Here is a 15,726-nt window from a genome sequence, read left to right as displayed (position 1 = left end):
GCACTGTAGGATCACTTTTCAAAGAGTCTATGATCAAAAGCCATTCTAGGTTTCCAAGTTGTTATGGTATTGAACTGGATGTATTTGAACATCTGCAATTATTTACGCAGTGCTTCCGACGAAACAGCTATTTGTCAGTGCAGTGGTACCTGTGGTGTAAGGCTCATGAATCTGGTTCGGTGCTATTCGAAGTTAGGGAAATTAGCCAGCATAGTTGTATTTCTGTATGCAGTGCGCAGCTAGCCATTAAATACCCTGAACAGGTCGCTGCAATGGGTGTAACCCACCTTTTTGTCACATTCTATTTTGATGAGCAGGCATTAAATGAGTTTGCTGCATTTGGTATAACGCTTATTTTCTTGCCTTGCATTTCAGCTATGGGCATCAAAACATCAAGCGGTAAACTTGCCAATGTGCGTCCTATGGGGAAAACCGGCTCTACCCTTGAGCTTACGCTTCACGATTTAGGCAATATTGAACGTGTAGAAGCAGACGATGGGCGTGTTGTCTTTTCCAGTTGTGCGCCGTTAGAGCGTATAGAGGTTGATGCATCTGATAACCTTTGTAATAAGTTCATTGAAGAGTTCATTTCAAGTGCAGATGTACTGGTTTGCAGAGGCAGCAATGAAGTTCAGGTTAAAATGGTTTGTAAATGCATAGAACTGGGAGTTCTTCCTGTATTACCGTCTGATGATATAAATGAATTAGCATTTTTACCTGATAACTTCCATCGTTTGATATCGCGAATATGGAAGAAACTTTACTTCTCCCCCAATCCGAATGAAAACCTGAGTGTTTCCATTAATGAATTCAATGAATCCAGGCAATTCTTGAATTGTTACTCTAAGGAAAATGAGCAGTATATTCGAGTTTTGCTCGAGTTTGCTTTTTCGTTTTTACATTAAATTCAGGGAAAACCGAGGCAATGTCAAAAATTAATGTGTGTTTGTTCGGTCGGCATTCGAATAGAACTCCTTTGGTTTATTCTGAGTATCAACAATTATTTAACCAATACATAAATTATGTCGATGATGTTAAGCGTGCAGACCTCGTTGTGTTGGGCTTTTCAGTAGACTTGAAGGGGTTAATTGAAGAATATGGTCCGCTTCTAAAAACCAGAGACGGAATACGGATATTGGTTCTATCTGAGGAGCCATTGTGGGATCTGCTCTCCAACAATGACCCATTAACTAACAAAAGTACTTGGACTAACGGGGAAGAAGAATATGAATTTTTTGTTGCTAACTTCTTTAATAGTAACGTATTCAAATTTAAGAAGGTACCATATTTTTTAACCACCGAAAGTTTTTATTTTGCAAGATATGCTTACGAACTGACTCACTTTGTAAATGACTTCAACGAAGGGAATCTACGAAAGCATTGGGCGGCATTGAATACTAAGGTCTGCTTTTTGCAGCAAAGAAGATTTAACAATGTAGTTTTCTCGAATAAGTTTGGCAATTTGGCGCTTTCATCATACCGAACAAACTTAGCCGAATTATTGGCGAACTCTGCGGCAAATGTTTACGGGTTAGGGTGGGGGAATTGCGCACCAAGGCAAACTTTGCCCGATTGGCATCTCGATAAGATTGTGAAGTTCAAGAATAAATTTCCGTTATTTTCGGCCCTAGAAAACACCTTGTTAAGTAATTACATCACAGAAAAAATATTTGATGCTTTTGCTTTGAGAAGTGTTCCTCTCTATTTCGCTAATTCCAATCATCGCGTATTTGAACTGGTCGAAGAAGAAAGCGTCGTCAATTTATTTGGCTCTAGCGAAAATAGTGCTAAAGATGTGATCTCAAACTGGCATCCAAATCAGGTTAATATGGAAGCTTATTACACAACTGTCTGCAAGTTGCAGTCACTCTTCAGTGATCCGGAAAATTTACATAGCGAACGACATCGAGTCGTAAGGGAAGTTCTGGGAATACTACACACTGTGTGTAGTTGACCACTTTTTGAAAGCGAATATACCCGAGTTTTTTAATGTGTTACCATCCCGCGATAGACAGATTTACAACGCATCGGCGTAAAGTAGATTACTTCATCAAATCAACCTCTTCGCAAAGCAATAATATGAAAAGTAACGAAAGCTTATTTCAAGATGCCTTTGATGGTCTTGAAACGCCATCAGATTTTGGCGCATTAACCCAAGGCAATATTAAGGCACTGTATCCTGAAATATTTATAAAAAATACTTCGAAATCCCGAAGAGCCAGGCTTGCAAGTACGAAAGTTTCTAAAACAATTGTTAAGGTTTTTGATGAGCAAGCATACCAGAACAGTGCGAAGTTCTACTCCGACGCTCTTATTCGATATCGCTACTCTTCTAAATTTTACCGCGTATGTAGGAAACTCGCTGCAACTGTGTTTAAAAAAATTTTTTTAAACAACGAAGCTATGGGTAAAGACATTCAGACCATCTTGGCTAGTGAGTTGTTCGATTCTGAGTGGTACCGAAACCAATATGGAATTGATGGCAGTCCAAGTGATATCGCGAAACATTATTTACTGGATGGCTATACCAGATTAAATGATCCCAGCCCTCACTTTTCAACAAAGGCTTATTTGGAAGCTAATAGCGATGTTGCTACTTCGCCAATTAACCCTTTGGTGCATTATTTAAATCATGGATTCCAAGAAAAAAGAAAGATAGTTCAAGCGCTGGGCGGAGTGAGTCGGAATGCATAATCATCATAGATATTCTTCCTTCAAAACGTTTGCTTCCAGAGTGCTTGGCATCTCTTCTGTTAAGGAGAGTGAATTTGATGAATATGTAGGAGACATCTCTTTTTCTTTTGATTTAAAAGAAGAAAATGGCCTTCCTACGCTGTCCACGAATCTTTCAGCCAAAAATTTAGATGCATCATCTGTTGCTACAATTTCAAGTGCAGAGATACCTAAGAATGCACCTTTACTAGAGGAAGCCGTTACCGCAGGCCTAATGGGTTTAAGTAACGCGCTAACAAGTGCCTATTCCGTTGATAACGAAGAGCTTTCTAGCAGACTCATTGAACTAGAGCAGCTTATGTCAGCAGACGTGATTCTTCTACCTAAGCTAAAAAAGCAAATTGATTTATTGCTTGCTGAGCCAAGGTTTTTAATCAGCGCTATAGATCGGCTGACTAATATAGCGCTGTTGAGCGGTTCGGAAAGTATACTGACTGAAAGCTTACTCGCTAACTTAGAACAACTGTTTGGTGATGAAAGATTTGTCAAAGACTCTAGGAATATTAGATGTTTGCAGCAGGTTCTTGCTTCAGTTCCTACAGACAGAGAAAAGATAATTAGAAAACTCTCATCAGTAAATATACCAACCAGTTCTCATTCGCAAGATGCGTTTATTGCGGTGGTATTGAGCGTAGCGCAAGACGCTGAAATAGCATCTGCTATCTTCGAATCAGCAAATCTGGAAAAACCTGTATCTAATGTTCGCAATTATGAAAGAACTATAGAAACATTGTCGCGGTCACCTATAAAAATAAACTTTGTCTCTCATCTGAGTGTTTTACAACACCTATTTTCTCAGCTCAGCACGGCTAAGACACCTCACGCTAAATTATTGTTCAGAGCCTATTATTTCTGTTCTGGGACAAATAGAGAATGGCTTAAGAGTTACCCGTTTGGCAAAATATTAGAAAAAATATTCTCATTCAAAGAAAATGATTTTAATGATGTATACCGTGATGTACGACGCTCACTAGAAATTCCGGTTGATGCAAGTGACCTCTCCATGTTGTTGAGACAAATGGATGTTAAGAGCTTGAGCCTCAGCAAAATAATATACTTGTATAGTTTGCTGCCTCAGGAGCTCGATGACGGTGAAAAGTTGGCTTTTTTGTGTAGGGCAATGATTGAGCGGGGCTTGCCTGTTATTAACAGTCAGGAGAGCCTTACGTTAAGCGCTGCGCTTGGATTAAAAAGTTTAAGTAACCAGATTATCAATGAGGTTCTTCGCGTTAATGGCGCATCCCCAGTGCTCCCCGAAAATACTAAGTACGATCTAATCAGTATTTTTGATAGTGTTCTCGAGAATAAAACTATACCACGAGCCCATGACTTCGGGTTGATTTCGGTGATTGTTACCACCTTTAATCCTGATATCTCGTTTTTAGAAAAGGCGTTGAATTCAGTCCTTAGTCAAAATTATCCAAATCTTGAGATTATCGTCATTGACGATTGTTCAACAAAAGAAAAAAGCCTGCAAATTGAATCGCTTTGCAAAACAACGTCCTCACGGCGTGTGTTATATCATCGAAATGACACCAATGTTGGCCAGTACGTTAGCCGCAATACGGCTATTGGTTTGTCACAAGGCGACTTTATTGCAATTCAGGACGATGATGATGTGAGCCACCCCGAAAGGCTGGCACTACAAGTGCGTGCGTTGAACAAGAGTAGCGCTTTGGCGTGCTTTACCAAACATGTTAGATATTCTGATGACGGTAGATTGTCTGTTGATGATCCTAGGAATCTTTTGGTGTTGGGGGATGGACCCGCCACCCTCTTATTTAAACGCGAATTGATTGGCCTGATTGGCGGTTTCAGAAACTATCGTTCCCGTGGTGACATAGACTTTAGAACTAGAATTGAACAAATTGCAGGGGCTGATTCAGTGGTACGTTTGGATGCACCCTTGTACTTTATGCGCTCATCATTGACTACAGTTTCGTCAATGTACGAATATTTTAATGGTGACCAACTTATATTTTATCGCCGAAAAATTGATTTGATGAAAGCTAAAAAGGCTACTGAGCAGGTGTGAATGGTATGGAAAAAGTAATAATAAGTCTAACTACAATTCATTCACGTATTAATAGTTTGCATCACGTAATCCAATCTTTACTTGGTCAAAATTGCACTATCCCTTTCCAAATTAAGCTATTTATTTCCAAGGAAGCTTATTTGCTGGATGAAGGGATTTTAGATATCCCAATCGAATTGCAGGCTTTAGCTGATCAACACGGAAATAAGTTCTCTATTAATTACACAAAAAATTTAGGCCCATATCGAAAGTTTATTCCATTATTGAAAGACTATTTTCAAGATAAGGAAGACTTCACTTACTTAGTGACAGTAGATGACGACACAAAGTACCCATCAACTTGGTTACAAAAGCTTGTTGATAATGCAAAAGTTCACAATTCTGTCGTGGCATACCGAGGCAGGGTTCTTAGTTGTGATCAGCGTTCTATCCATCGATATAAAAAGTGGACTCACTCTGATGAGTCGGTATTGATACCTGATATAAAAACCGTGGGAACCGGGAAAGATGGCATTATTTATAAACCGGAATATTTTCATCCGGATGTGATTGATATAGATACAGCACTTCGTGTTTGTAATCACGCAGATGATTTGTGGTTGAAATTTTACACAGCTGTTAACGGTGTAAAGTCTGTGCTCTTAGCTTCATCGCTACAAGAAGCCTTTGAGGATATGGGTACTGAAGATGAAAATACACTTTATCGGAAAATAAACAAAAATGGTGGTAATGATCAAGCTGTTCAAAATTTAATGAAGTACTTTTTGGAAAGATATGATTTAAACATGCTGGACGTTTTTAACTTAAATTTATCGCGCAGTTCTACATGGCTCGGTAAGAAATTTATAAATTCTTACCGTTACATATAAAGGAGTAGCAAATTTTTTTTGCTGTTGGTTACTGCAGTTATTTTAGCTAAACCGCTCATGTTTCTATAATATCCCGGTAACTCCAGATGACAGGATTACCAGATCGGAAAAGTGTCCTGGAAGCGTAGGTGATGGTATTGGTGATCTGCGATCAAGCCTGGAGTTTATTTGCGAGATAAGTGTGAAGGAAATGCGAAGTGATGGCCATTGTCAACAAGAATGATTGAGTCAGGCTAGCTGAGTTGTTCGTTCTGGATCTAGTCCACAGCAGATGTGTCAAGGCGGCAAGCCTGCTCGATCTAGTTTCAGTTTAAAGTTTGGTATTCATAAAGATATGGAACAGAACATTTGATAACATCCAACTCAAAAGTCACCAATGATTCCAATACTGGGAAAAATGAATGAGGTTTAGTGTATCAATGAAGGTAGCGAATGCTCTCGTTTTTTAATGCTGTTGAAATTAGCAAGCTCAAGCCATCATCTATTTTTGGCCAATTGAACATCGTCAGAGACGACTCTCAAGAAAAGCAGCTGAAAGATGCACATCTTGTACCTTCATATTACAAAAAGGGAATGCGTTCTTGGTGGACAAGAAGAGCTCAAGGTGTATTTGACCAAAATTTTGTGCATGTATCTGAACTTTCAGATATCAGGGCTGAGAGAAAAATTTGGTGGCCGACAGATGAAACTAGGGCTGAACTAACTAATGCTCAATTTGATGTATTGGATGAAGCCTTCTACGGGGGAACGATCTATGATCACTTCGGTCACTTTGTACTAGACTCGTTGTCCAGGCTCTACCCTTTGCTCCCAGCTATTCACGCTAGTGATAAGCCTGTAGTGTTCCACTACCCTAGAGATTCAATATCAGTCGAACAAATCCAAAATGGTTATATGGGGGCTTTTTTTGATTTGCTCGAAATCGAATTCAATAGAATTATTTTCTTGGATAACCCTCTCAAAATTAAATCTTTGACCTATCATAGTCCAACTTTTAGTGACGCAAACTTTACGGTTGCTGAAGTTAATAAGCACTTTCCAACGTTGAGTGATGTTAAAAAATCTTCAAGACGTGGATTTGTTTCTAAGAGTAAGCTAAAGACTGGAACAGCCTATCCCACGCAGGGGTTAGAAATAGATCAAATTTTTGAGAGTATGGGGTTCGATATAATATACCCTGAAACTTTGAATCTAAAAGATCAGGTAGACATAATTCAAAGTTATGATTTATTAGTGGGCTTTCCTTCCTCGTTCTTTCATCTTAAGCTGTTTTGTAAAAACGGGGCTAGGTTGGTGATTATGTTTCCCGACATAGACGAAATTTTACATGTTAACTTTCTAAACATAGACATAGGTGCTGGTTTTTCAGATTTCTTTATTCCAGTTGAATCTTCGCCGGTAGAGTCACCAGAAGGATTCGCTAAAGCTTTTGATGTGGAGCTGTATCAGGTCTACGAGTTAGCCTGCGTACTGAGATAGAATTAGCCTAAAGTGCCATCGAATTTTTTATCGAGTAAATTGCATGAGTAGAAAAGGAATTATCCTCGCAGGCGGCTCTGGTACCCGCCTCCATCCACTTACTAAAGTGGTAAGTAAGCAGCTAATGCCGGTCTATGACAAGCCAATGATCTATTACCCCTTGTCAACTTTAATGATGTCTGGAATCCGTGATATTTTAATCATTACGACACCAGAGGAGCAGTCTCGTTTTAGTGAATTGTTGGGCGATGGCAGCCAGTGGGGGCTCAATTTGCAGTATGCCGTTCAACCCTCGCCCGATGGCCTGGCACAGGCGTTTTTGATCGGTGAGTCTTTCATTGGTAACAGCAGTTGTTCACTGGTCCTAGGCGATAATATTTATTACGGCCATGATCTGCGTGTTTCGCTCAAGAATGCTTATGTTCAAACTCACGGTGCAACTGTGTTCGGGTATCATGTAAACGACCCTGAGCGTTATGGTGTAGTTGATTTCGATGATGATTGGAATGCCATTAGCATCGAAGAAAAACCTGCGAAACCTAAATCCAGTTATGCCGTAACCGGTTTATACTATTACGACAACCGGGTGGTCGACTTCGCTAAAGAAGTCAGACCTTCGCCCAGAGGTGAATTGGAAATTACCGACTTAAACAACCTCTACCTGCAAGACGGTTCGCTGAAAGTTGAACTGATGGGCCGTGGCTCTGCGTGGCTGGATACCGGTACGTTAGACAGCCTCTTGGATGCAGCAAACTTTGTCGCCGCCATTGAGAAGCGCCAAGGGCTTAAAATCTGTTGTCCGGAAGAAGTGTCCTACCGTATGGGTTACATCGATGCTGAGCAGCTGGAAAAGCTGGCCGCGCCCCTTAAGAAAAGTGGTTACGGTGATTACCTGCTGAAAGTCATCCACGATAGAATAAAGTAGCCTGCCCTGTTAATGCGCAGAGTGTTCGCATCACTGTCGCTGCAGTGCCTGAACCAGTCATTTAAAATTAAGAAGTTGTATGCAAGTAATAAGCACCGACATCCCGGATGTCAAAATCATTGAGCCCCGCGTATTCGGTGACGAACGCGGTTTTTTTCTGGAAACCTTCCGTACTGATTGGTTCAAGCAGGAATGCGCGGATGTGGAATTTGTGCAGGATAACCACTCCAAATCCCGCCAGGGCATACTGCGCGGGCTGCACTACCAGTTGGAACAAACCCAGGGCAAACTGGTTCGTGTAGTGAGCGGTGAAGTGTATGATGTCGCCGTAGACATGCGCAAAAGCTCGCCAACGTATGGTAAGTGGGTGGGGGTGTTGCTTTCTGCTGAAAACAAACGTCAGCTTTGGGTGCCTGCTGGGTTTGCACACGGCTTCTATGTAACCAGTGAATCTGCCGAATTCGTCTATAAGTGCACAGACTATTACCACCCGGCATCGGAAGTGTCAGTGAAATACAATGACCCTACGCTCAATATTAGTTGGCCGTTGGTTAATGGTGAAAAGCCGTCCCTGTCTGCTAAGGATGAAGACGGATTGGCGTTTCTCGAAGCCCCAACGTTCTAGGCAATGCAATGAACCCAATTGTAATTATAGGAAAAAGTGGTCAGTTGGCTTATGAATTGGCGCGTTGCGCGCCCGGGCAAGTAGTGTGCCTGGGGCGTGACGACGTGGATATCACCGATGCCTGTAATATTGAAAAGGTATTAGACCAACTGCAACCTGCCGCCATTATCAACGCCTCTGCATACACGGCAGTGGATAAGGCCGAATCGGATGCCGATAGCACCTATGCAATCAATGAGCAGGCGGTTAGAAATCTAGCGGCCTATTGCCAATTGCGAGGGTTGTTTTTGGTGCACGTCTCTACAGACTACGTGTTCAATGGCTTAAAAGGCGCACCTTACACCGTAGATGACGATATTGCCCCTCAGGGCGTTTATGGTGCCAGTAAAGCGGCAGGGGAGGCGGTGGTTCGCGCTTTGCTGCCGGAGTCGTCCTGTATTATTCGTACGTCCTGGGTGTATTCAAGCCACGGCAACAATTTTGTTAAAACCATGCTCAAGCTGATGGCAGATAAACCGGCGCTTTCGGTCATCGACGATCAGGTTGGGTCGCCCACCTGGGCACGGGGGCTGGCAATGGCCTGCCTCGAAGCGGTCGAAGAAAACATCACGGGCGTTTTCCATTGGTCTGACGAAGGTGTATGTAGCTGGTATGATTTTGCTCTGGCCATTCAGGAGCTGGGTATGCAAAAAGGCTTGCTTGAAAATGCTATACCGGTTCACCCCATTCCAACCCGGGATTACCCCACGCCCGCCAAGCGGCCACATTACAGCGTGTTAGATAAAACACTAACACGCACTCGGTTCGAAAATTTGCCTCTGGCACACTGGCGCAAGCAATTGTCTGCCATGCTGGATGAGCTGGCAACACAGTAAGTAGTGAGATTCATGACAACAGCAAAAACAATTTTAGTCACCGGTGGCGCTGGTTTCATCGGGTCGGCTGTAGTCCGGCACCTTATCAACGACACTCAGCACACAGTGGTGAATCTCGACAAACTTACCTATGCCGGTAATCTCGAGTCCCTGCTGTCGGTAAGCGATAGCGAGCGTTACCACTTTGAGCAGGTCGATATTTGCGATGCAGAGGGCGTTAGGCGGGTATTTGCACATTATCAGCCCGACATTATCATGCATCTGGCTGCCGAGTCTCACGTCGACCGCTCCATTGATGGGCCGGGTGAATTCATTCAAACCAACGTAGTGGGCACTTACGTACTGCTTGAGCAGGCCCGGGCTTATTACGCATCTATGAGTGACGCGAAAAAGGCGGGCTTCCGCTTCCACCACATTTCTACTGATGAAGTGTACGGAGACTTGCCCCACCCGGATGAAGTTGCAGAAGGCGGTGAACTGCCTCTGTTTACCGAAACCACGCCTTACGCACCCAGTTCGCCGTATTCCGCATCCAAAGCGGCGTCTGATCACTTAGTCCGTGCCTGGTTACGAACCTTTAAGTTGCCTACCGTGGTAACCAATTGCTCCAATAACTATGGCCCGTTTCATTTCCCTGAAAAGTTAATTCCATTGGTGATCCTGAATGCGTTGGCGGGCAAGCCATTACCTGTATATGGTAATGGGAATCAAATTCGTGACTGGCTGTATGTGGAAGATCACGCTCGGGCGTTGGTTGTGGTCGCCACTCAGGGGGCGATTGGTGAAACCTACAATATCGGTGGTCATAACGAAAAACAGAATATCGAAGTGGTGAAAACCATTTGTACCATTCTGGATGAGTTGGTGCCCAAAGACCCGGCTTACGCGGAACAAATTACCTATGTGGCTGACCGCCCAGGGCACGACATGCGCTATGCCATTGACGCTTCCAAAATTCAGCGTGAACTGGGCTGGGCTCCGCAGGAAACTTTCGAAAGCGGGATCCGCAAAACCGTGCAATGGTATCTTAATAATGAAAACTGGTGGAAAGCCGTTCAGGATGGCAGTTATCAGGGGGAACGTTTAGGTTTGTAAACTGATAGAAGATCCTCAAACTATGTTATGCTCTGTAGCCGCTTTTTTAGCGGCTATTTACTTTTTAATGGAGAGTTACACGCAGCATGAAGAAGTCCGCAATGCTGACAGTGAAAGGTATTATAGGGTTATTGCCTGCCCCACTGAAAAACAAACTTAAGACAAACGCATTCCTCACAGAGCTATACAGCCGCTCTCTGAGACGTTCAGGTTTGTTTTACGGTTATCCGAACAAAAAGATGCGCTTTGCAATGTATCAGAAATATCTTGGGCGTCAGGAAGACCTTCTCGCGCGGAGAAATTCATCTGCTGAAATGACAGGGCTCAATATTGTCATTTTCGGGGGGGAGGATATTGAGCTGACATTGCAATCGATATCATCTGTCGTGAGCAACGCCGGGCGAATTTTTTTGATTGGCGAAGTAGTTACATACCCTGTGTGTAAATCGGTAGCCACATTGGCTGAAGCTGCTGCTGAAATTGATAATAAATTACCCACATTGTTTCTGAATAGCGGAGATACTCTCTCTCATTTTGCACAATCTGAGTTCGGAAAAGCTGCTGCAGAATATGAATTGGTTTATTCGGATACTGATTCAGAAGATGATGTGGGGCATTTGAAATCTCCTCGTTTTCTGCCCGACTGGAACCCTGATTTGCAGATTAGTACGGCTTATGTACAGACAGCCGTTGTAGTAAACAATAGTTTGCTCAGCAAACTTGGTCTCGAAGCGGTTGGTTCCATTCCTGAATTGATAGTATTGGCCTGGTTATCATTTCCCAATGCATCTGTTGGTCATTTGCCTTACACACTGGTTCATAGCCGAAAAACAAGTACGAATTATCTTGCGTCAGTTGCAAAGGTTTTACAAAACCACATGGGGGCGCAAATTTCTGAAATCGGTCAGCATCAGGTCAACAGCGTGTTGTGGTCCAGACATAAACAGCCGCTTGTATCTCTGATAATTCCAACGAAAGACGGCAAAGAACTTGTTAAAGCTTGTATTGAGTCTATACAAACTAAAACCAAATATAAAAACTATGAAATACTTCTGATAGACAACGGTTCAGAGGATCCAGCCAGCCTGGCATATTTCGAAGAATTAAATGCTCACTCTCAAATTCGAGTGTTGAAATATCCCGGCCCGTTTAATTATTCGGCAATAAATAATTTTGGTGTCGCGCATGCGAAAGGCGAAGTGGTAGGCCTGATAAACAATGACATTGAAGTTATTAGCCCACTTTGGCTGGATTACATGGTAGGCCACGTTCTGCGAGGTGATGTTGGTTGCGTTGGCGCTAAATTGTTATATTCTGACGGGCGCATACAGCATGCCGGGGTTGTTTTGGGGTACGGTGGCGGAGCCGGCCATGCTCATAAATATTATCCTCATGACCATCCGGGATATATGAACAGACTAATTGCTACGCAAAGCTTTAGTGCGGTGACCGCGGCATGTCTATTGGTCAGGAGGGAGCTGTTTGAACAGGTGGGCGGACTAAATGAAAGGGATTTAGCGGTTGCATTTAATGACGTTGACTTTTGTTTGCGTATAAGAGAGCTTGGGAAACGCAATATCTATTGTGCTGAAGCTGAATTGTATCACCATGAATCGGTAAGCCGTGGGCTGGATATTTCACCTGAAAAAGCGGCCCGTTTTAACAAAGAGTTACGTTTCTTACAAAGCAGATGGGCAAAAGTTATTAAGCATGATCCCGCGTACAACCCTAATCTGACGCTTAAGAGAGAGAATTTTGCAATAAAAGAAGAGCATGAGTATATTTCTGAGCAAAATCACTGATGCAGTAACAAGTAAGTAAATTGAGTTGAGATAAAATGGAAGAAGTACAAAAAGGTTTAAAAATTGCTGTAGCTGGCACCGGCTACGTAGGATTATCAAACGCTGTTCTTTTGGCGCAGCACAATTCAGTTACTGCCGTCGATTTAGTGCCTGAGAAGGTCGAATTGCTCAACAATAAACAATCGCCTATCGAAGACAAGGAAATCTCTGCTTATTTGTCCGAGAAACAGCTGGACCTGACAGCAACACTCGATGCGGAGGTTGCTTATAAAGATGCAGACTATGTAGTTATTGCCACCCCAACCGATTACGATCCGCAAACAAACTACTTCAATACCAAAAGTGTAGAAGCCGTAATCAGGATGGTTATGGATGTAAACCCCAATGCCGTCATGGTTATTAAGTCGACAGTCCCGGTCGGATTTACAGCAGAAGCAAAGGAACGTTTCGGTACGGAAAACCTGATATTTTCACCGGAATTTTTGCGTGAAGGCAAGGCGCTTTACGATAACCTTCACCCCAGCCGTATCATTGTTGGTGAACAAAGCGAGAGAGCAAAAGTATTTGCGAATTTACTTGAGCAGGGCGCAATAAAGAAAGAAATCGATGTACTTTTTACCAACAGTACAGAAGCGGAAGCTATCAAATTGTTTGCAAACACCTATCTGGCTATGCGTGTTGCCTACTTCAATGAATTGGACAGCTATGCCGAAAGCCACGGTCTGAACACCAAGCAAATTATCGAAGGTGTCAGCCTTGACCCTCGCATAGGTAACCACTACAACAACCCCAGCTTTGGCTATGGGGGATATTGTCTGCCTAAAGATACTAAGCAACTGCTCGCCAACTATCAGGATGTGCCTAACAACATGATCCAGGCGATTGTGGATGCCAACAGAACCCGAAAGGATTTTATCGCAGATTCGATTATTGCTAAAAACCCAAAAGTTGTGGGGGTTTACCGTCTCATTATGAAAGCCGGCTCTGATAACTTTAGAGCAAGTGCTATCCAGGGGATCATGAAACGCATCAAAGCGAAAGGTATTGAAGTAGTGGTTTACGAGCCCGTGTTAAGTGAGGATGAATATTTTCACTCAAGAGTGATTCAAAACATTGAAGAATTCAAAGAAGTTTCTGACGTTATTATTGCAAACCGAATTACCGATGAAATCAGTGACAGTCTAGCGAAGGTCTACAGCAGGGATTTGTTTGGCGCTGATTGACTTACTTACACTCCTGGGTTTCTAAACTCAGGAGTGGTTAGTACTCTAATTGAGCATAAGTTGCTGAAATAAAAATCTAAATAATTAATTGCCTATCTTACATCCGAGGCCCTATCATCGGCGGCCTTAGCTCAGTGTCAGGGTTCCCTGTCTTCCTCTGAGCGATATATTCCTTTTATTGTTTTTTTGCGGAGTCTACATGCAGCGGCTGCGTGATCTTTCTAGTCAGGTTGAATCAGTTTTTACTTCATTGGCAAATGAGTTTGGCGAATATCAGAAAACTACAGGCTTGAGCTGCCTGGATGGGTGTGGTGCATGTTGCAACAACCCGGATATCGAAGTATCGCCGTTAGAAATGCTGCCATTGGCCTTGCACTTTTTTGATCAGGGGATAGCAGAGTCTATGCTAGATAAACTGGCTGAGTATTCCGGTTTCGCCTGTGCGCATTATCATCGCAATTCATTGGATGGCGAGAAAGGCTACTGCACTATTTATACCTGGCGGCCAGGTATTTGCCGAATGTTCGGCGCAGCGGGTTATAGCAACAAGCATGGTATGCCGGGGCTATCGGTGTGCAAGCAGATAAAACAAGCAATGCCTGGAAAGTATCAAAATGCTCTGATAACGATATCAAGCACGCCACCGCCATCCATCAGTCATGGTCGTCAAAGGATAGCTCAGATAGATCCGGGCTGGGGCAACGAACTGTTACCAATTAATGATGCGTTGCGTCAGGCCATAAGTAAGGTGCTGACGTGTGCCTATTATATGGATGAGGGCGAAGACATCTTCGCGGCCTAGCCCATAAGCCGAGCATAAGTTACTTAAGCGCAGCAGTCAGCTGTTCTTCACTTATCCCTGATTGGGCAGCCAAACTGCGTACCTTGTCTTGTGCCAAACCGGCATGCTGGGCGGATGCGAGTATTTTTAAAACTTGTTCCTGGTTCGAATGGGCTGATTCTATGGCTGTGGAAATGACCTGCTCGGTCTGGTTGGGAAATACCGCGAGCAGTGCATCAACAACATACTCGCCAACAAACGGCACCGCATTCAGCGCGGTAGAAAGAATCTCTACTAATTTACTGGGGTAATCCTGGCTTAGCGATTGTACGATGGAATCTGCTGAGTCCGGTTGAGTAAGAACCGCAATGCGGACAATTTCATCTAAATCGTCAGGTGTACTCTTTGCTGCGGCCTTAACCACAAAGTTCGCGTAACTGGGTTCAGCTTCAATGGCCAGCTTTACTATTGAAGCGCAACTGCCAACTTTCTTCTCTAGAGCTAGCTGAACTATTTCTTCGGTTGAAGTAGGTTGCGCAGATATGGCCGCGTAAATGATCTCCTCGTAACTTTCGGGGTAGGTGTCGAGGGCAACATCCACTATTGAAACCACCTCTTGAGGATAGTGGCCGGCGATACTTCGAATCGCACGCCCAACGGACATATTTTGGTCAACCTGGCGTTTTAAAAAGTTGGATTGGAGCGAATCGGAAGTTTCCTGAGGCGTAGTGAGAGATGCATTCGCTGACATTACGCAGCAGAGTGCGGTCATTATGACCAACAGACCATGTTTGTGCAGCATCCTTTTACCCTTATTCACAACAGTATAAAACAGCCAATGATTCGTGGACGTTTAGAGCTACCTTTGTAGAAATTAGTTCAAATTGTCTAGAAATCACCATGTGTGACTAAAAACTAACCGTTCAGTTCGAAAATGGCAATTATTTTAAGGTATGGGTATTGACCTTTAATTATTAATCTCTAAAATGCGCCTCCGCTTCGGCAGGAAAGTCAAAAAGATGAGTACGGCAAAAGGTCTCAAAGCCTTGTGTGAAGCGGTTTTCAGCGAAACGCCTTGAAAAATAAATTTTCAAAAAAGTGTTGACACTGAGAACGGAAAGCGTAGAATGCGCATCCCGCTTCGGGGTAACAACGAAGCAAGCCGGAAACGGCCCTGTTCTTTAAAAATTGATAACAAGACAATCTGTGTGGGCACTCGTTAACGAGTGTCAACCGACGATTCATAAATTTCGAACTATTTAATTGAAGAGTTTGATCATGGCT

Annotated in this window: 14 protein-coding genes; 13 read left to right on the top strand and 1 reads right to left on the bottom strand. The window is 43.2% G+C overall.

Annotated elements, in window-relative coordinates:
- Nucleotides 1–29 precede the first annotated feature (29 nt).
- The 13 genes from DXV75_RS06110 to DXV75_RS06050 all read left to right on the top strand — a co-directional run bounded on the left by DXV75_RS06110 (nt 30) and on the right by DXV75_RS06050 (nt 14,463).
- A complete protein-coding gene (locus DXV75_RS06110; protein WP_115592521.1) occupies nt 30–905 on the top strand; it encodes a hypothetical protein in 876 nt (291 codons plus the stop codon).
- 20 nt (nt 906–925) lie between these two features.
- Nucleotides 926–1,954: a glycosyltransferase family 10 domain-containing protein gene (locus tag DXV75_RS06105; RefSeq protein WP_115592520.1), complete on the top strand. Its 1,029-nt coding sequence runs from the start codon at nt 926–928 to the stop codon at nt 1,952–1,954.
- A 125-nt stretch (nt 1,955–2,079) separates the two neighbouring features.
- Nucleotides 2,080–2,694, top strand: coding sequence for a hypothetical protein (locus DXV75_RS06100; protein ID WP_115592519.1), 615 nt, complete (start codon nt 2,080–2,082; stop codon nt 2,692–2,694).
- Nucleotides 2,687–4,768: a glycosyltransferase family 2 protein gene (locus tag DXV75_RS06095; RefSeq protein WP_115592518.1), complete on the top strand. Its 2,082-nt coding sequence runs from the start codon at nt 2,687–2,689 to the stop codon at nt 4,766–4,768. The genes DXV75_RS06100 and DXV75_RS06095 overlap by 8 nt, the downstream gene beginning before the upstream one ends.
- 5 nt (nt 4,769–4,773) lie before the next feature.
- On the top strand, nt 4,774–5,637 hold the full coding sequence (locus tag DXV75_RS06090; protein WP_115592517.1) for a hypothetical protein: 864 nt from the start codon (nt 4,774–4,776) through the stop codon (nt 5,635–5,637).
- 432 nt (nt 5,638–6,069) lie between these two features.
- A complete protein-coding gene (locus DXV75_RS06085) occupies nt 6,070–7,116 on the top strand; it encodes a glycosyltransferase 61 family protein (protein WP_115592516.1) in 1,047 nt (348 codons plus the stop codon).
- Nucleotides 7,117–7,159: 43 nt separating this feature from the next.
- Nucleotides 7,160–8,041, top strand: a complete 882-nt coding sequence (gene rfbA / locus DXV75_RS06080; protein ID WP_115592515.1) for a glucose-1-phosphate thymidylyltransferase RfbA — start codon at nt 7,160–7,162, stop codon at nt 8,039–8,041.
- Between the two features lie 79 nt (nt 8,042–8,120).
- Entirely contained in the window at nt 8,121–8,666 is a 546-nt protein-coding gene (gene rfbC, locus DXV75_RS06075; protein ID WP_115592514.1) for a dTDP-4-dehydrorhamnose 3,5-epimerase, read from the top strand.
- A gap of 8 nt (nt 8,667–8,674) precedes the next feature.
- Nucleotides 8,675–9,541 (top strand): dTDP-4-dehydrorhamnose reductase, encoded by an 867-nt coding sequence (gene rfbD, locus DXV75_RS06070; RefSeq protein ID WP_115592513.1) that lies wholly within the window; start codon nt 8,675–8,677, stop codon nt 9,539–9,541.
- Nucleotides 9,542–9,553: 12 nt separating this feature from the next.
- Nucleotides 9,554–10,636 carry a dTDP-glucose 4,6-dehydratase gene (gene rfbB / locus DXV75_RS06065; RefSeq protein WP_115592512.1) on the top strand — a complete coding sequence of 361 codons (1,083 nt, stop codon included), beginning with the start codon at nt 9,554–9,556 and terminating at the stop codon, nt 10,634–10,636.
- 86 nt (nt 10,637–10,722) lie between these two features.
- Entirely contained in the window at nt 10,723–12,438 is a 1,716-nt protein-coding gene (locus tag DXV75_RS06060; protein ID WP_115592511.1) for a glycosyltransferase family 2 protein, read from the top strand.
- 35 nt (nt 12,439–12,473) lie between these two features.
- Nucleotides 12,474–13,661, top strand: a complete 1,188-nt coding sequence (locus DXV75_RS06055; RefSeq protein WP_115592510.1) for a nucleotide sugar dehydrogenase — start codon at nt 12,474–12,476, stop codon at nt 13,659–13,661.
- 199 nt (nt 13,662–13,860) lie between these two features.
- Nucleotides 13,861–14,463: a YkgJ family cysteine cluster protein gene (locus tag DXV75_RS06050; protein ID WP_115592509.1), complete on the top strand. Its 603-nt coding sequence runs from the start codon at nt 13,861–13,863 to the stop codon at nt 14,461–14,463.
- 19 nt (nt 14,464–14,482) lie between these two features.
- Here the strand turns inward: DXV75_RS06050 and DXV75_RS06045 are convergent, their stop codons facing one another.
- Nucleotides 14,483–15,244: a hypothetical protein gene (locus DXV75_RS06045; protein WP_425451683.1), complete on the bottom strand. Its 762-nt coding sequence runs from the start codon at nt 15,242–15,244 to the stop codon at nt 14,483–14,485.
- Nucleotides 15,245–15,726 lie beyond the last annotated feature (482 nt).

The organism is Alteromonas aestuariivivens (assembly GCF_003367475.1).
GTDB classification, from domain to species: domain Bacteria; phylum Pseudomonadota; class Gammaproteobacteria; order Enterobacterales; family Alteromonadaceae; genus Alteromonas; species Alteromonas aestuariivivens.
This window is presented reverse-complemented; position numbering and strand designations above follow the sequence as displayed.